This window comes from Mesorhizobium sp. WSM2240, assembly GCF_040438645.1.
Lineage (GTDB): Bacteria > Pseudomonadota > Alphaproteobacteria > Rhizobiales > Rhizobiaceae > Allomesorhizobium.
In genome coordinates this window covers 4,579,016-4,595,125 of record NZ_CP159253.1, presented here as the reverse complement: position 1 = coordinate 4,595,125, position 16,110 = coordinate 4,579,016, and the positions used below count along the sequence as shown (strand labels likewise).

The following is a 16,110-nucleotide window of genomic DNA, read 5'->3' as shown; positions in this document are numbered from 1 at the left end:
TGGATCAGTTGGCCGGATGCTCCTTCCAGGCGGAACGCAGCACCCTGAACCAGTTTTCGCGGCATATTTTCGCGAGATCGGCGTCACCATATCCGGCGCTTTTCAGTCCGGCAACGAGGTTCTGAAGTCCGCTGGCGTCGCCGATTTCCTTTGGTATCAGCGCGCCGTCGAAATCTGATCCGATCGCCACTCCGTCGATGCCGACCCGGTCGACGAGGTAGTCGATGTGGCGGACCATCTCGCTGATCGGCGTGTCGGCGTTTTCGCGGCCGTCGGCGCGCAGCATCGTGACGGCGAAGTTCAGGCCGACCAGGCCCTTGCTTTCGCGGATCGCGTCGAGTTGCCGGTCGGTCAGGTTGCGCGCGACGGGAACCAGGGCGTGGGCGTTGGAATGGCTCGCCACCAGCGGCTGATCGCTCAGTTCCGCAACGTCCCAGAAGCCCTTCTCGGTGATGTGCGACAGGTCGATCAGGATGCCGATGCGGTTGCATTCCTCGACGAGCGCGCGCCCCGCATCCGTCAGGCCTGGCCCGGTGTCGGGGCTCATGGGAAAGGCGAAGGGCACGCCATGCGCGAAGATGTTGTTGCGGCTCCAGACAGGGCCGAGCGAGCGCAGCCCGGCGGCATAAAACACTTCGAGCGCGGCGAGGTCCTCGCCGATCGCCTCGCAGCCTTCCATGTGGAGCACGGCGGCGAACCTTTCCCCGGCCATTGCCGCGTCGATGTCGGCGATCGAGCGGCAAAGCTTCCAGCAGCCGGCGCGCTCCAATTGAAAGGCGATCGCCGCCATTTCCATGGCTATGTCCAGCGACGGCGCGCGTTCGAGGGGCCCCGAAAGCGGCGTCGAGTAGCGTCCGTCCGCCTTGGGTTGGTCGAGAACGAGGCCGCCGGACGGGATATAGATGGCGCAGAGTCCGCCGATCAGGCCGCCGGCGCGGGCGCGCGGCAGGTCGATATGACCGGCCGCCACGCCGTCGCTCATATCCGCTACAGGATCGGCGCCTTCCTTGCGGCGGTTCCAGAGGCGGAGCAGAACGTCGTTGTGGCCGTCGAAAATTACTTGCATCGGAACCCCGTTCTCCGGCCCGCGATGATGCAAATGGCTCGGCCAAGATCAAGTAGCAAACCACCCGACATGCCGCTGGACCAACAAGCCGCGTTCCTGCGGACCAGTCTGCTGGCCATGGGCTTTTGCTGGCGGGAAGCGAGTGACGCTGGGCACGAGCCGGTAACTGTCCATTAACCACGCTGTAATCCCTGCCGCAACTTTGTCTGAAACCGGACGTTCGCTTGGCCAAGGAGGATCGCAATGTCTTCGCCCCAAACTAGGACCGGCGAGAAAGCGTTCCGCAAGCTTTCCCGCGTCCACGCCGCTCACCTGGCGGCCTACGCGACCAGGCGCTTGGAACTGCAGCGGCCCGATCGGTTGAGCCCGCGCGACAGGGCGCATCTGGCGGCTGCCGATGCTGTGCTGGAGGAGATCCGCGGCTTGCTTCAGGGGCAGAAGCAAGGGGAGCCCGGGCACGTTGCCGCGGAGCAGGAAGTCTGAGCGGAAGGTTGTAGCGTCAGTCTTTGTCCTCGCCTGAAATCCAGGCATGCGGCACGATTTTCTTCTGCGTTTCACTGTCGATAAACGTCCACCAGCCGGCATCGGCTTCATCCCAGTCGCCGCCGGCGGCCTTCAACCTTTCGAGGGAACGGTACCGCGCGATGGACTGGTTTTCCTGGCCGTCGCGATCGGTCCAGCAGACCTCGACATTGCTGCCGTCTTTCGGCGCGGTTTCGATCGGCTTTTTCGCCATGCCTGCACTCCTTCGCATGCCCCCGCAATGAACTAGGTTTCCTGGTCGGCGTGGCAATGTGCAACCCTGAGCGGTGGATGATGCGTTAAGGTTAGCGGATCATTAATGCTTGTTGCTCATATTCCGGAGCCAACCTGCGGCGGGGTTGTCGGGGGCTCTAACTGATTGTTAGCCGCATGATCTTTGTCCGAAAAGGCTGCAACTTTTCGGGATCATGCTCGGAGCGGGACGGGGAAGCATGATCGAAACTCAAGGCGCAGAACTGTCGCGTCAAGGCGGAGCACATTACGGCGGCGCCGGGTCCTGTGCGCCGCTTCACTTCTCGGCCGAGGAGATGCGCCAGATCGGCGACGCCGGCTCGGACTGGATCTGGGAGACCGACAGCGAACTCCGCTTTTCCTGGCTCTCCAGCGATTACGAACGGGTGACCGGCGCCTCCGCCGATGAAGTGCTTGGCCGCTTCCGTTTCGATTTTCTGAACCAGGTCGCCAAGGGCAGCAAGAGCGCCATCGCCCATCTGGAAGATCTCCAGGCGCGCCGCCCGTTTCGGGATTTTGTCTATCAACTGGCCGACGGGCAGCCCGACTGCCGCTGGATATCGATCACAGGCTTTCCGAAATTCGACTCGGCGGGCGTGTTTCTCGGTTATCGCGGCGTGGCGCGCAACGTCACCCGGATCCTTGCCGCCTTTGAGGAATTCGAGGCGATCCGTGGTGAACCGGCTTCCGGCGCCAATCTGGCGCAGCCACATCATGCCGGCGAACGAAACGAAGAACTGCTGTTCGATCTCGAGCGAACGATCGATTCCATGAAGATGGGCGTCGTGCTGCTCGATGCGCAGCTGAATGCCGAAATCATCAACAAGGCCTTCTACGACATATGGAAGCTGGCCCCGGGCGATGTGACCGTAGGCAGCCCGTTCCGCGCGCTGATGGACATCAACCGACACAACGGCATCTACGATGTCGACGAGGTGGAGTGGGAGCGCTACGTCGCCTCGCGGCTGGCCGAGATCAAGGCGGGCGATGTCGCGCCGCGCGAATTCCGGCGCGCCGACGGCTGCACGATGATCTACTCCGTGACTGCGTTGTCGGGCGGCAAGCGGCTGGTCTCCTACTACGACGTCACCGAGATGAAGCAGCGCGAGGCCGAACTCGCCGAAACCCATGAACGCTCGCGGCTGGCCGAAGCGGTCATCGACGCCATCAAGGACCCGATCTTCGTCAAGGACAGCGATCTCAATTTCGTGTTCGTCAACAAAGCCTTCGCCTCGCTGTTCGGCAAGGAGCCGCAGGCGATGCTCGGGCGAAAGGGCGGCGATTTTCTCGACCAGGCGGAAGTTGCCGCGTTCGAGGAATCCGAGCGACATGTGCTCGCCACCGGAGAACTGTATGAGATCGAGGAAAACTCCGAATTCCCCGGCATCGGCAAATCACGCATTGTGCGCAAAAACCGTGTCAGAACGGAAAGCGGCAACGACTACGTCTGCTGCTTCCTGTTCGACGTCAGCGAGATCAAGGCGCGCCAGACCGAAGCGGAAGAAGCGCGAAAGCGTTTGGCGGATGTTCTGGAGTCGATGCCGGCGGGCGTGATCATATACGACCGTGACGACAGGTTTGTCTTCGCCAATCGCAAGCTGCAGGAATCGCTGCCCGACCTGAAGGCGGCATGGGAACCTGGCCGGTCGTTGCGCAGTGCGCTCGAAATCGCTCATTCGATCGGATATTTCCGCAACAGCGGCGACCCCTCGCTCGACAAATTGTATGACACTAATCGCGATCGCTGGATCGAGCGCTATCTGGAGCGCTACCACGTCGATCATGCGGTTTCCGAACGGCAGGCCCCGGATGGCGGATGGCATCAGGTGTTCGACACGCGGACCCCGGACGGCACATTCGTCGGCGTTCGGGTCGACATCACCGAACTGAAGCGGCGCGAAAAAGCCCTGCGCGACAGCATGCGGCAGATCGACCTGTTCCGTCATGTCCTCGATGAACTTCCGGTCTCGACCTACGTGAAGAATGACGCCCTGGCGTTCGAGTTCGTCAACAAGGCCTGGGCCAATATGACAGGGGTCTCGCAGGAAGCCGCGATCGGCCTTACCGACCGCGATTTCTTCGGCGAGGAGGGTGAAGGTTTTGCGGAACGCGACCTCGAAGTGCTGCGCACCGGCGCGCTGAGCGAATTCGAGGAGAGTCTCACCCATCCCGACGGGACGGTGCGGCAGCTGATCGCCAAAAAAAGCCGGCTGATCTCGATCGACGGTACGGTCCATCTCATCGGCTCCAGCACCGACATCACCGAACTCAAACAGCGCGAAAGCGAGCTTCAGGAAGCGCAGCGCCGGGCCGTGCTCGCCGACCGCGCCAAGTCCGAATTCCTGGCCAATATGAGCCACGAAATCCGTACGCCGATGAACGGCGTGCTCGGGATGGCCGAACTTCTCGCCAAGTCCGAGCTCGATTCGAAGCAGAAGACATTCACCGACATCATCGTGAAATCGGGCAATGCGCTTTTGACCATCATCAATGATATCCTCGACTTCTCCAAGATCGACGCCGGCCAGCTCATACTCGACCCGGCCCCGTTCAACCTCGCCGAGGCGATCGAGGACGTGGCGACGCTGGTTTCCACCCGCGCCAAGGAAAAGGATCTCGAGCTCATTGTTCGGGTCGCGCCGAACCTCCACGATCTGGTGATCGGCGACGTCGGCCGCATCCGTCAGATTGTCACCAACCTTGTCGGCAATGCGGTGAAGTTCACGGATTCCGGTCACGTCCTCGTCGATGTGACCGGCGAAATGGCCGATAGCATTGCGAAGCTGCGCATCTCTGTCACCGATACCGGGATAGGCATTCCGCGGGAGAAGCTGAGACAGGTTTTCGAGAAATTCAGCCAGGTCGATGCCTCCTCGACGCGGCGTCACGAAGGCACCGGCCTCGGCCTCGCCATCACTTCGCGCCTGGTCGATCTGATGGGCGGCGAAATCGGAGTGGATAGCACCGAGGGCAAGGGCTCGACCTTCTGGTTCACGCTTGCTCTGCCGAGCGCCGGCCGGCCGAATGGTCGCAAGGCCGCGCCTGTGGACGTTACCGGCGCGCGAATCCTTGTCGTGGACGACAATGGGGTCAACCGGGCGATCCTGACCGAGCAGATGGCGTCGTGGACATTCGATTCCTGCGCCGCCGAAAGCGGTGCGGAGGGCTTGAAGGTTCTGGAGGCGGCGGCGGCCTACGGAGTGCCTGTCGATTGCGTCGTGCTCGATTACCAGATGCCGGGAATGACGGGGGCGGAGATGGCGCGCATCATCCGCACGACGCCAAATCTGGCGGACACACCGATCGTCATGCTGACATCGGTCGACCAGTCGCTGGTCAATGCCAGCTACCGCGATCTCTCCATCGATGCGCAGCTGATCAAGCCGGCGCGCTCCTCGACGCTTCTCGAAGCGCTCGTCGCCAGCATCCAGAAGCGGCGCTCAACACAGGGCCACCACCCGGCTGCTCCGGCTACGCCGGAGATAAGGATCGAACCGACGTCTCCGATCGAGAGCGTGCGGCCGCGCAGCCGGCCCGCAAGGCCGAACGGCCAGCGGCTGGACATCCTCGTGGCCGAGGACAACGAGGTCAATCAGCTGGTCTTCACGCAGATACTCGGCGAAACCGACTGCACCTTCCAGATCGTCGGCAATGGCCGGCTGGCCGTCGCTGCCTTCCAGGAATTGAATCCCGGTATGATCCTGATGGACGTTTCCATGCCGGACATGAACGGGCTCGAAGCGACCGCCGCCATCCGCGAACTGGAGGGAGCGACGCAGAGCCGGGTTCCCATCGTCGGAGTCACCGCGCATGCGCTGAAAGGCGACCGGGAGCGCTGCATCGAAGCCGGTATGGACGATTACCTGCCCAAGCCGATCAGCCCCAAGGCGCTGCTCGACAAGATCGAGCGCTGGGCGAGAGACAAGGCGGCCGAGCGGCGCGACGCCGGCTAAGCGGGAACGTTCATCCGCGAATAAATTTCCGGCAGTTCCGGAACCCGCGCATGGCCGGCCTGGTTTAGCAGTTGCTGACCTAAGCGCTTGATTCCGGAAACGTCTGGGCGGTGGCTCCTGTCCCGGTCAGCTTTCAGGCTCGGATACTCCACGGAAGACGTTATCCAACCGACACGAAAGTGTCATCCAACTGTTACAAACGAGCGCTATGGCCTCACGCGACGCTGAAAGAGGGCGTCAAGAACAATTCCGACAGGAGTAGGCCACATGAAGAAATTCCTCCTTACAGCGTCGGCTGCGGCGTTGGCGCTCGCCGCCTCCGCCGGCTATGCCGCCGCTCGCGACCAAGTCAAAGTCGTCGGTTCGTCGACCGTGTTTCCCTACAGCCAGGCTGCGGCTGAAGAGTACGCGAACAAGACCGGCAACCCGGCCCCCGTGGTCGAGTCGACCGGCACTGGCGGCGGCTTCAAGGCGTTCTGCGGCGGCATCGGTCCCGATTTCGCCGATGTCACCGGCGCCTCGCGCGCCATCAAGGAGTCAGAGGTCAAGCTGTGCGCCGACAACGGTGTCACCGACATCACCGAAGCGCTGATCGGCTATGACGGCCTCTCGATAGCCCATGCCTCAAGCGCCCCGGAGATGGACCTGACCGAGGAGCAGATATTCAAGGCGCTCGCCGCCGAGCTGCCGGACGGTAATGGCGGCTTCGTCGCAAATCCGAACAAGAAGTGGTCGGACGTCGATGCTTCGCTGCCGGCGATCGACATCGTCGCTTTTGGCCCGCCCCCTACGTCCGGCACGCGCGACGCCTTCGTCGAACTCGTCATGCATGACGGCTGTGCGGATCTTCCGGGTATGGCCGATCTCAAGAAGGCCGATGAGGACAAGTGGAACGAGGTCTGCTCGCGCATGCGCCAGGACGGCCCCTTCGTGGAAGCCGGCGAGAATGATAACCTCATCGTCCAGCGTCTCGAATCCGACCCGAACGCCGTCGGCATTTTCGGTTACTCGTTCCTCTACGAGAACTCCGACAAGCTGAAGGCGGTGAAGGTCAATGGTGTCGCGCCGGACTTCGACACCATCGCGGACGGTTCGTACCCTGTGTCGCGCCCGATCTTCTTCTACGTGAAGAATGCTCACCGCGACGTCATTCCGAACATGAACGAGTTCCTCGCCGAGTACGTCTCGGACGGCGCTCTCGGCGCCGACGGCTACCTGCCGGAGCGCGGCCTCACGCCGCTTTCCGACGAGAAGCGCGCCGAGGTCCAGAAGGCTGTGACCGAAGCGAAGAAACTCGGCTCTTAAGCCGATCTGGCGCAGCCGTCCCAAGCAGGGCGGCTGCGCTCTCTCTTTGAGAACACGTATTTCAGGTCGGGGGTCCTATGGCTGGGTATCTTTTGGGCTTCATGGCGCTTGCCGCCCTTGTCGCCGCTTTCCTCGGCGCCGCACGCGGACGCAGCAAGCGGCTCGCCGCGGCGGAAAAGGCGCACTCCCGCCCGATTTATCACGGCCTCAACGCGGCGATCTGGACCGGCGTACCCGCCTTTGTCTTCCTGCTGCTGTGGCTGCTCTTCCAGAACAGCGTGATTAACATGCTGGTGCTGGGAAGCTATCCGGGCGCCGACGCGATGTCCGGCCCGGAAAAGAACCTCCTGATCAGCGAGATACGCCAGGTCGCGGCTGGGAACATATTCCGCGAGCCAACGTCGGAGATCACGGCCGCCGTCGCTCATCTGAAATCTTTGCAGGCGCTCTCCAGTTGGGCCATGGTCGCGGTGACGGCCGCGCTGATCGCCATCGGAGCGTTCTTCGGCTTGCGCGCCATTCAGACACGGTACCGCGCACGCCACAGCGTCGAGCGGTCCGTTACCTGGTTCATGATGTTCTCGTCGCTGGTCGCCATCCTGACGACCGCGGGCATCGTCTTCTCGCTCGTCTATGAGGCGCTGCAGTTCTTCGCCCGTGTGCCGATCACGGAGTTCCTGTTCGGCCTGCGCTGGGAGCCGCAGATCGCTTTGCGCGCCGACCAGGTGGCCGGGCAGGGCGCCTTCGGCATGATTCCCGTGCTCTTCGGCACCTTCGTGATTTCGGCCCTGGCGATGGCGGTCGCGATCCCGACCGGAATTCTGTCGGCCATCTATCTCACTGAGTATGCAAACGAACGGTTTCGGGCCGTGGTGAAGCCGATGCTCGAAATCCTCGCCGGCATCCCGACCATCGTTTACGGCTTTTTCGCAGTGCTCACCGTCGCACCGCTGGTGCGCAGCCTCGGCCTGTCGATCGGAATCGACTCGGCGCCGAACAGTGCTCTCGCTGCGGGCGGCGTCATGGGCATCATGCTGATCCCTTTCATCTCATCACTCTCAGATGACGCCTTCGCAGCCGTCCCGCGTGCGATGCGCGAAGGATCCTTCGCGCTGGGAGCTACCAAGGGCGAAACGATCCGCAAGGTGCTGCTGCCCGCCGCGCTGCCGGGCATCGTCGGCGGTGTGCTGCTCGCGCTCAGCCGCGCGGTCGGCGAAACGATGATCGTCGTGATGGCCGCTGGCCTGATCGCCAAGATGACGCTCAACCCCTTCGATTCGGTCACGACCGTCACTGTGCAGATCGTTACCCTGCTCATCGGCGATAGCGAATTCGACAATCCTAAGACGCTTGCGGCTTTCGCGCTGGGCCTGGTGCTGTTCATCATCACGCTTGGCCTCAATTTGATCGCGCTGCAGACCGTCCGCAAATATCGGGAGAAGTACTGATGTTGCCAGTTGAAAGCGCCGCGATGCCGGCTGGCGGCGCCATGCGCCCGCCCGTCGCGTGGAAGTCCGCCGAAATGAATCGCCGACGCGCCGCACGCTACGCGGCTGATCGCCGCCTGCAGATTTACGGAATGGTGGCGATCGCCTTCGCGCTTGGCTTCCTTGCCATCCTGATCGGAACACTGAGTTTCACCGGCTACCGGGCGTTCACACAGTCGATGGTGACCGTCGACATCGACCTCAGCGCGGCCGATCTCGACCGTTCGAACCTGATGGACGCGAACTGGCGCAGTGTCTTCCGCCGGGCGGTGCTAGCGGATGTCGGCGAGCTGTCGCGCTCCGAGGAACGCGACTATTTCTCGATGTTCACGTCGTCGGCGCCCTTCCTGATTCGCGATCAGGTCATCGCCAATCCGGCGCTCCTCGATGGCCGGGCGACCTTCATGGTGCCGATGTCGGATCCGATCGACCAGCTCGCGAAGGGGCTGGTGAACACCGACCTGCCGGAAAACCAGCGCCGGGTGAACGACAAACAGATCGAGTTGTTCAACCAGCTCGAGGCGAAGGGCGCGGTCACCCAGCCTTTCAACTGGGCGCTTTTCCTCAACGCCGACAGCCGCTTTCCGGAGCTGGCGGGTCTGGCGGGCGCGATCTCAGGCTCGTTTTGGTTGCTGCTCGTGTGCTTCGTGATCAGCTTCCCGGTCGGTATAGCGGCGGCGATCTATCTGGAAGAGTTTGCCCCGAAAAACCGCTTCACCGACCTCATCGAGATCAACATCAACAACCTTGCGGCGGTCCCCTCCGTCGTGTTCGGCCTGCTCGGCCTCGCGGTCTTCCTCGGCTGGTTCGGGCTGCCGCGTTCCGCCCCGCTGGTCGGCGGCATGGTGCTTGCCCTGATGACGCTTCCCACCATCATCATCGTGACGCGTGCGGCGCTCACTTCGGTTCCGTCGTCGATCCGCGAGGCGGCGCTCGGCATCGGCGCGTCGAAGCACGAGATGATCTTCCATCACATCCTGCCGCTGTCGATGCCGTCGATCATGACCGGCACGATCATTGGCCTGGCGCAGGCGCTCGGCGAAACCGCGCCGCTGCTGCTGATCGGGATGAACGCCTTCATCACCAGCCCGCCGGCCGGCGTGCTGGAGGCGTCGACCGCACTACCGACGCAGATCTACATCTGGGCGGACAGCCCGGAGCGCGGTTTCGTAGCGCGCACTTCCGCGGCAATTCTGGTCCTCCTCGGCTTTCTTTTCGTGATGAACGCAATGGCCATATTCCTTAGGCAGCGCTTTCAGCGCCGCTGGTAAAAGAGGTAAGAAATTCGATGGCAATGGAGCTAAAGGAATGAACATCATGACCGAAACAGCCATCGAGCAGAAGGTCCGTGCCGGCTCGACCCCGCCAGCGGTGAAAATGAGAGGCGACGGTGTCGATGTGCATTATGGCGAGAAGCAAGCGCTTTTCGGCGTAAGCCTCGACATTCCCCAGAACCAGGTGACGGCGCTGATCGGCCCGTCCGGCTGCGGCAAGTCGACCTTCCTGCGCTGTCTCAACCGGATGAACGACACCATCGATATCGCACGGGTGTCGGGCAAGATCACGCTCGACGGTGAGGATGTCTATGATCCGAAGATCGACGTGGTCGAACTGCGCGCCCGCGTCGGCATGGTGTTCCAGAAGCCCAATCCGTTTCCGAAGTCGATCTATGAGAACATCGCCTACGGACCGCGCATCCACGGCCTGGCGAAGAACAAGTCGGAACTGGACGGGATCGTTGAATCGAGCCTGAAGAAAGCCGGCCTGTTCAACGAAGTGAAGGACCGCCTCTCCGAATCCGGCACCGGCCTTTCCGGCGGCCAGCAGCAGCGCCTGTGCATCGCGCGCGCCATCGCCGTTTCGCCCGAGGTGATCCTCATGGACGAGCCGTGCTCGGCGCTCGATCCGATCGCCACGGCCAGGGTCGAGGAATTGATCGACGAATTGCGCGAGAATTACACGATCGTCATCGTCACCCATTCGATGCAGCAGGCGGCCCGCGTCTCGCAGCGCACCGCGATGTTTCACCTCGGCTATCTCGTCGAAGAGGACGCGACCGAAAAGATGTTCACGAATCCCGACGACAAACGGACGCAAGACTATATCACCGGCCGGTTCGGCTGAGTGCCAAGGCGAGGACCATAGAATGGGTGAGCACACCGTTGCCTCTTTCGACGAGGAACTTGGGCATGTCGACCGTCTGATCCGTGACATGGGCGATCTTGCCGGCGCGATGGTCGGCGCATCTATCCGGGCGCTTCTGGCGTCCGACAACGCGCTGGCGCAGCGGGTCATATCCGACGACGCGATCATGGATGCCAGACAGCGCGAACTCGACGACCGCGCCATCACGCTGATCGCAAAGCGCCAGCCGATGGCGCAGGATCTGCGCGCGGTGCTCGGCGCCATTCGTATGGCGGGAGACCTCGAGCGCATCGGCGATCTCGCCAAGAACATCGCCAAGCGCGTCAGCGCGGTCGGCCAGAGTGCGACGCCGCGCGACTTGTCGCACAGCATCGACGCCATGGCTCAGTTGGTGCTCGTGCAGGTCCAGGCGGTGGTCGACAAATACGTCGCTCGCGAACCGCAGGCTTTGCAGGCGCTACGCGCAGACGACGAGAAGATCGACGTGAAATACACGGCGGTATTCCGCGAACTGCTGACCTATATGATGGAAGACCCGCGCAACATTACCGCCTGCACGCATCTTCTGTTCTGCGCCAAGAACCTCGAGCGGATCGGCGACCACGTCACCAACATCGCGGAGAACGCTTATTTCGTCATGACCGGCTCGCAATTGCCTTCCAACCGGCCGAAGTTCGACGAGACCACGCAGACGGTGTCGGCCGAATAGGCAATTGTCATTGGGATTTCATCGATGATCGCTCCGAAAATCATGGTTGTGGAAGACGAGGAGCCGCTGGGCGTGCTCCTGCGCTACAATCTGGAATCCGAAGGTTACCAGGTCGAGATCGTGGCGCGCGGCGACGAGGCCGAGATAAGGCTGCAGGAGAACGTGCCCGACCTGCTGGTGCTGGATTGGATGCTGCCGGCGCTTTCGGGCATCGAATTGTGTCGCCGGCTAAGGATGCGGCCGGAAACCGAGCGCCTGCCGATAATCATGCTGACCGCGCGCGGCGAGGAAAGCGACCGCGTCAGGGGCCTCGCCACCGGCGCCGACGATTATCTGGTCAAGCCGTTCTCGACGCCCGAATTCATGGCGCGCGTCAAGGCGCTGCTGCGGCGGGCAAAGCCGGAAGTGCTGTCCAGCGTGCTCAAGGTCGGCGATATCGTGCTCGACCGCGAGGCGCACCGGGTCTACCGCAAGAAGAGCGAGGTCAAGCTCGGGCCGACCGAATTCCGGCTGCTGGAATTCATGATGCGGCATCCGGGCCGTGTTTTCTCGCGCGGGCAATTGCTCGACAATGTCTGGGGCGAGACGATCTATATCGACGAACGCACCGTCGACGTGCATGTCGGGCGGCTGCGCAAGGCGGTCAACACCGGCCGCATGCCGGATGTCATCCGCACCATTCGCGGCGCCGGCTACGCCATTCGCGAGGAATAGCGCGCTTTAGGCCAGTTCGCGCGCCTTCGCAGACGTCTCGGCCGGCGCACCGGTAGCGAAGATTTCCTGGTCGATGAAGGTCAGCGCGCGCATGGCGCAGCCTTCGCGGATCAGCGGCACCTCGTCCGGTTCCACCGCGAAGGAGATCGCGCCCGAGTGCTGGCCACCGGCTGTCCTGGCGATCGCCTCGCGCAGATGCGGCTCGATCAGGTCGAAGGCGGCGGCGCCGATGCCGACGACCGCCACCGGCGCTGGGTCGATGAGCGCGAACAGGCTGCCGAGGCCAAAGCCGATCGCCTCGCCAGCCTTGCGGAACGCCTCGCGCTCCGACCCCTCCTTCGCGCGGGCGGCGGCTGCCAGCGCCTTCATATCGGCATCGCTGATGTCGGCCACCGGCTCCTCGTCTTCGCTCGACTGGCGGGCGGCGCGCCAGATCGCGTAATTGCCGGCATAGGCCTCGACGCAGCCGCGACGCCCGCACCGGCAAAGCGCGCCGTCGGGACGGTGGATCATGTGGCCGAACTCGCCGCCGGAGGATTGCGTGCCGGTGAACAGCTCGCCCTTCAGCACCAGCCCCATGCCAATGCCGTGCGAAAGCAGTATGGCGATGAAATTGTCGCGGTAGCGCTCGGGATCGCGCCATTTCAGCGCCTCGGCGATCATATTGCAGTCGTTCTCTACGGTCACTGGAATATCGAACGCGCCTTCGAGACGGTCTGCGAAAGCGATGCCGGCATGCGGCGTGATCGGCGACCACAGCATTGTGCGCCGTCCGGCGTCGGTCGTGCCTTGCACGGCGAGGACCGTACGCATGATGCGCCTACCGGCCGCCTCATTCAGCCGCCGCTGCACCATGGCCAGGCATTCGCCTATCAGCTCTTCCTCGGGCAGGGTCAGTGTCGACAGCTTGCGCTGCTCGCTGGTGACCGTCTCCCCGGCATAATCGACGACCGCCACAGAGAGAAAGTTCAGCGCCACGACGATTGTAACGACGGCCGCCGCTTCCGGCTTCAGCGCGAGCGCGACCTGCGGCCGTCCGCGCTTCAGCGAAACCGTCTCGCCGCTTTTGGTCTCGGCCAGAATCCCTTCCTCGATCAGGTCGGATGAGATCGCCGAGATTGTGGAGTGGCTGAGGCCGGTGGCGCGGGCTATCTCGGTGCGCGATGGCTGGAAGGCACGGCGCACGGCCGTGATGACCATTGCGCGGTTGCGCTTGCGCAAATCGTCATGGCGAATTCCAACCGACATCTTTCAGCATTCCTCCCGCGGCAACCCGATGGACCTTCCCTTTCAGCATGGGGGCCGTCAACAGCGCCGCAAGAATATTGACAGAAGTCGCCGCATGCGTCATTCTTTTTTTCGAGGCTCGAAAAAAAGGGCTTCGGACGAAGTTCATTTGCGCCTCCGGGCGCGCAGGGAGGAAATCATGAAAAGATTTGCAACCGCCATTCTGGCGGGTGTGGCGATGACCGTATCGCTGGCGGCAGTGGCCGAGGCGAAGGACAAGATCATCGGCGTATCCTGGTCCAATTTCCAGGAAGAGCGCTGGAAGACGGACGAGGCTGCGATCAAGGCTGCCCTCGAGGCGGCCGGCGACAAGTACATTTCGGCCGATGCGCAATCCAATCCGAGCAAGCAGCTAACCGACGTGGAAAGCCTGATCAGCCAGGGCGCCAACGCGCTGATCATCCTGGCGCAGGATTCGAGCGCGATTGCCCCTGCCGTCGAGAAGGCTGTCGCCGAGGGCATTCCGGTGGTCGGCTACGACCGCCTGATCGAAAACAAGGACGCTTTCTATCTGACCTTCGACAACAAGGAAGTCGGCCGCCTGCAGGCCAGGGAAGTGTTCAAGGTGCAGCCGGAAGGCAACTACGTCTTCATCAAGGGTTCGGCCTCCGACCCGAACGCCGATTTCCTGTTCGACGGCCAGATGGAAGTGCTCAAGGAAGCAATCGATGCCGGCAAGATCAAGAATGTTGGCGAGGCCTATACCGATGGCTGGCTGCCCGCCAACGCGCAGAAGAATATGGAGCAGTTCCTGACCGCCAACAACAACGAGGTCGACGCGGTCGTCGCCTCCAATGACGGCACGGCCGGCGGCGCAATCGCCGCGCTTTCGGCGCAGGGCCTGGCAGGCACGGTTCCGGTTTCGGGGCAGGACGGCGACCATGCCGCGCTGAACCGCATCGCGCTCGGCACGCAGACCGTCTCGGTCTGGAAGGACTCGCGCGAACTCGGCAAGGCCGCGGCTGAAATCGCTTCGCAGCTCGCCGATGGCACGGCCATGGATGCGATCCCGAATGTCGTCAAGTTCAGCGGCGGCCCCGCCGGCGTCGAGATGAACTCGGTGTTCCTGGCGCCCGTCGCCATCACCAAGGACAACCTGAACGTCGTCATCGACGCGGGGTGGGTCACCAAGGAAGTGGTCTGCCAGGGTGTCGGCGCCGGTACAGTGCCGGCCTGCGACTGAGCTTCGAGAAACAAGTCGACGCCGCGGTTTGACGAAAACCGCGGCGTTTCGTTAAGCTGAAAATTGTCCGGTGATCCGCGCGAGACGGCATGCCGGCGGGAGGAATGTCATGACCGAGGTGACCTCGACTGCGCAGGCGGACCGCGCCCGCGCGTCCGAGATTGGGCCTGTTGCCCGCTTCCTCAGGGCGACCGAACTCGACACGCGCATGCTCGGCATGATCGGCGCGTTGCTGATCATCTGGGTCGGCTTCCATTTCCTCTCGGGCGGTCTGTTCCTGACGCCGCGCAATCTGTGGAACCTGTCGGTCCAGTCCTCGTCCATCGCGGTCATGGCCACCGGCATGGTGCTGGTGATCGTCACCCGCAACATCGACCTGTCGATCGGCTCGGCGCTGGGGCTGATCGGCATGATCATGGGCGTGGTCCAGGCCGAACTCCTGCCGCAGGTCATGGGAATTCCGCTTGGCAGCCCGTCCATCTGGATCCTGGCGCTCATCTCGGGCCTGCTGGTCGGCCTCGCCATTGGCGGGTTCCAGGGCTTCCTGATCGCCTATCTTGGCATTCCCGCCTTCATCGTCACGCTGGGCGGGCTTCTCGTGTGGCGCGGCGCGGCCTGGTGGGTCACCAGCGGCCGCACGGTAGCGCCGATGGACGCGACGTTCAGGCTGATCGGCGGCGGGCCGCAGGGATCGATCGGCGCTACCGCGAGTTGGGCGGTCGGCATTGTTGCCTGCATCGCTTTCGTGCTCCTGCTCCTCGTCGCCCGTTCGCGGCGCAAGCGCTTCCGCTTTCCGCTGCGTCCGGTCTGGGCCGAAGGCTTCATCGGCACAATCGCCTGCGCGGCGATACTCGGCGCGGTCTGGATCGCCAACTCCTATCCCTGGCCGATCGGCATCGTCAGGCGCTATGCCGAGGCGAACAACCTCGAGCTTCCCGAAGGCGGCCTGTTCATCGCCCACGGCATCGCAATACCTGTGCTGATCGCCGTCACCGTCGGGATCGTTATGAGCTTCATCGCGACCCGCACGCGCTTCGGCCGCTACGTATTCGCCATCGGCGGCAATCCGGAAGCAGCCGAACTGGCTGGCATCAACACGCGCTGGGTGGTCATGAAAATATTCATGCTGATGGGCCTGCTCGCCGCCATCGGCGCCAGCATCTCGACCGCGCGCCTCAACGCCGCGACCAATTCGCTGGGCACGCTCGACGAGCTTCTGGTGATCGCCGCGGCCGTCATCGGCGGCACCTCGCTGGCCGGCGGCGTCGGCACGATCGCCGGCGCCATGCTCGGCGCGCTTTTGATGCAGTCGCTGCAATCGGGCATGGTGCTGCTCGGCGTCGACACGCCGCTGCAGAACATCGTCGTCGGCGTTGTGCTGGTCGTGGCCGTCTGGCTCGACACGCTCTACCGCAAGCGCATCATTTGAGTTCAGCGCATGATCTTGTCTGAAAAGTCTGCAACTTTTCGGGATCAAGCTTAAAGGA

Annotated in this window: 14 protein-coding genes; 10 read left to right on the top strand and 4 right to left on the bottom strand. The window is 63.0% G+C overall.

What is annotated here, in order from left to right; translation table 11 throughout:
* Window positions 1-4: 4 nt before the first annotated feature.
* The gene (locus tag ABVK50_RS22720; RefSeq protein WP_353644431.1) at window positions 5-1,066 is read right to left on the bottom strand and encodes a dipeptidase; all 1,062 of its coding nucleotides are present in this window, start codon (window positions 1,064-1,066) and stop codon (window positions 5-7) included.
* Window positions 1,067-1,309: 243 nt separating this feature from the next.
* Here ABVK50_RS22720 and ABVK50_RS22715 point away from each other — a divergent pair, with 243 nt between their 5' ends.
* Entirely contained in the window at window positions 1,310-1,549 is a 240-nt protein-coding gene (locus ABVK50_RS22715; RefSeq protein WP_353644432.1) for a hypothetical protein, read from the top strand.
* Between the two features lie 16 nt (window positions 1,550-1,565).
* On the opposite strand, the gene ABVK50_RS22710 is transcribed toward ABVK50_RS22715, so the two are convergent.
* A complete protein-coding gene (locus ABVK50_RS22710) occupies window positions 1,566-1,802 on the bottom strand; it encodes a hypothetical protein (RefSeq protein WP_353644433.1) in 237 nt (78 codons plus the stop codon).
* 238 nt (window positions 1,803-2,040) lie between these two features.
* Here ABVK50_RS22710 and ABVK50_RS22705 point away from each other — a divergent pair, with 238 nt between their 5' ends.
* From ABVK50_RS22705 to phoB, 7 genes are all read left to right on the top strand, one after another.
* Window positions 2,041-5,793, top strand: coding sequence for a response regulator (locus ABVK50_RS22705; protein ID WP_353644434.1), 3,753 nt, complete (start codon window positions 2,041-2,043; stop codon window positions 5,791-5,793).
* A gap of 267 nt (window positions 5,794-6,060) precedes the next feature.
* Window positions 6,061-7,098 carry a substrate-binding domain-containing protein gene (locus ABVK50_RS22700; RefSeq protein ID WP_353644435.1) on the top strand — a complete coding sequence of 346 codons (1,038 nt, stop codon included), beginning with the start codon at window positions 6,061-6,063 and terminating at the stop codon, window positions 7,096-7,098.
* 77 nt (window positions 7,099-7,175) lie between these two features.
* Window positions 7,176-8,546, top strand: coding sequence for a phosphate ABC transporter permease subunit PstC (gene pstC, locus ABVK50_RS22695; RefSeq protein ID WP_353644436.1), 1,371 nt, complete (start codon window positions 7,176-7,178; stop codon window positions 8,544-8,546).
* Window positions 8,547-8,569: 23 nt separating this feature from the next.
* Window positions 8,570-9,856: a phosphate ABC transporter permease PstA gene (gene pstA, locus ABVK50_RS22690; protein ID WP_353645845.1), complete on the top strand. Its 1,287-nt coding sequence runs from the start codon at window positions 8,570-8,572 to the stop codon at window positions 9,854-9,856.
* Window positions 9,857-9,893: 37 nt separating this feature from the next.
* Window positions 9,894-10,709 carry a phosphate ABC transporter ATP-binding protein PstB gene (pstB, locus tag ABVK50_RS22685; RefSeq protein ID WP_353644437.1) on the top strand — a complete coding sequence of 272 codons (816 nt, stop codon included), beginning with the start codon at window positions 9,894-9,896 and terminating at the stop codon, window positions 10,707-10,709.
* 22 nt (window positions 10,710-10,731) lie between these two features.
* Window positions 10,732-11,439, top strand: a complete 708-nt coding sequence (gene phoU, locus ABVK50_RS22680) for a phosphate signaling complex protein PhoU (RefSeq protein WP_353644438.1) — start codon at window positions 10,732-10,734, stop codon at window positions 11,437-11,439.
* A gap of 24 nt (window positions 11,440-11,463) precedes the next feature.
* Window positions 11,464-12,153 carry a phosphate regulon transcriptional regulator PhoB gene (gene phoB, locus ABVK50_RS22675; protein WP_353644439.1) on the top strand — a complete coding sequence of 230 codons (690 nt, stop codon included), beginning with the start codon at window positions 11,464-11,466 and terminating at the stop codon, window positions 12,151-12,153.
* Between the two features lie 6 nt (window positions 12,154-12,159).
* Here the strand turns inward: phoB and ABVK50_RS22670 are convergent, their stop codons facing one another.
* Both ABVK50_RS22670 and ABVK50_RS22665 read right to left on the bottom strand, forming a co-directional pair.
* Window positions 12,160-13,401: an ROK family protein gene (locus ABVK50_RS22670; RefSeq protein WP_353644440.1), complete on the bottom strand. Its 1,242-nt coding sequence runs from the start codon at window positions 13,399-13,401 to the stop codon at window positions 12,160-12,162.
* Window positions 13,379-13,549, bottom strand: coding sequence for a hypothetical protein (locus ABVK50_RS22665; RefSeq protein ID WP_353644441.1), 171 nt, complete (start codon window positions 13,547-13,549; stop codon window positions 13,379-13,381). The genes ABVK50_RS22670 and ABVK50_RS22665 overlap by 23 nt, the downstream gene beginning before the upstream one ends.
* A 30-nt stretch (window positions 13,550-13,579) precedes the next feature.
* Here ABVK50_RS22665 and xylF point away from each other — a divergent pair, with 30 nt between their 5' ends.
* Window positions 13,580-14,623, top strand: a complete 1,044-nt coding sequence (gene xylF, locus ABVK50_RS22660) for a D-xylose ABC transporter substrate-binding protein (RefSeq protein ID WP_353644442.1) — start codon at window positions 13,580-13,582, stop codon at window positions 14,621-14,623.
* Window positions 14,624-14,732: 109 nt separating this feature from the next.
* Window positions 14,733-16,052 carry a sugar ABC transporter permease gene (locus ABVK50_RS22655; RefSeq protein ID WP_353644443.1) on the top strand — a complete coding sequence of 440 codons (1,320 nt, stop codon included), beginning with the start codon at window positions 14,733-14,735 and terminating at the stop codon, window positions 16,050-16,052.
* Window positions 16,053-16,110 lie beyond the last annotated feature (58 nt).

Bases quoted from the DNA above. Each gene is read 5' to 3' on its own strand.
- ABVK50_RS22720 (WP_353644431.1), bottom strand. From the start codon at position 1,066: ATGCAAGTAATTTTCGACGGCCACAACGACGTTCTGCTCCGCCTCTGG.
- ABVK50_RS22715 (WP_353644432.1), top strand. From the start codon at position 1,310: ATGTCTTCGCCCCAAACTAGGACCGGCGAGAAAGCGTTCCGCAAGCTT.
- ABVK50_RS22710 (WP_353644433.1), bottom strand. From the start codon at position 1,802: ATGGCGAAAAAGCCGATCGAAACCGCGCCGAAAGACGGCAGCAATGTC.
- ABVK50_RS22705 (WP_353644434.1), top strand. From the start codon at position 2,041: ATGATCGAAACTCAAGGCGCAGAACTGTCGCGTCAAGGCGGAGCACAT.
- ABVK50_RS22700 (WP_353644435.1), top strand. From the start codon at position 6,061: ATGAAGAAATTCCTCCTTACAGCGTCGGCTGCGGCGTTGGCGCTCGCC.
- pstC (WP_353644436.1), top strand. From the start codon at position 7,176: ATGGCTGGGTATCTTTTGGGCTTCATGGCGCTTGCCGCCCTTGTCGCC.
- pstA (WP_353645845.1), top strand. From the start codon at position 8,570: ATGCCGGCTGGCGGCGCCATGCGCCCGCCCGTCGCGTGGAAGTCCGCC.
- pstB (WP_353644437.1), top strand. From the start codon at position 9,894: ATGAACATCATGACCGAAACAGCCATCGAGCAGAAGGTCCGTGCCGGC.
- phoU (WP_353644438.1), top strand. From the start codon at position 10,732: ATGGGTGAGCACACCGTTGCCTCTTTCGACGAGGAACTTGGGCATGTC.
- phoB (WP_353644439.1), top strand. From the start codon at position 11,464: ATGATCGCTCCGAAAATCATGGTTGTGGAAGACGAGGAGCCGCTGGGC.
- ABVK50_RS22670 (WP_353644440.1), bottom strand. From the start codon at position 13,401: ATGTCGGTTGGAATTCGCCATGACGATTTGCGCAAGCGCAACCGCGCA.
- ABVK50_RS22665 (WP_353644441.1), bottom strand. From the start codon at position 13,549: ATGAACTTCGTCCGAAGCCCTTTTTTTCGAGCCTCGAAAAAAAGAATG.
- xylF (WP_353644442.1), top strand. From the start codon at position 13,580: ATGAAAAGATTTGCAACCGCCATTCTGGCGGGTGTGGCGATGACCGTA.
- ABVK50_RS22655 (WP_353644443.1), top strand. From the start codon at position 14,733: ATGACCGAGGTGACCTCGACTGCGCAGGCGGACCGCGCCCGCGCGTCC.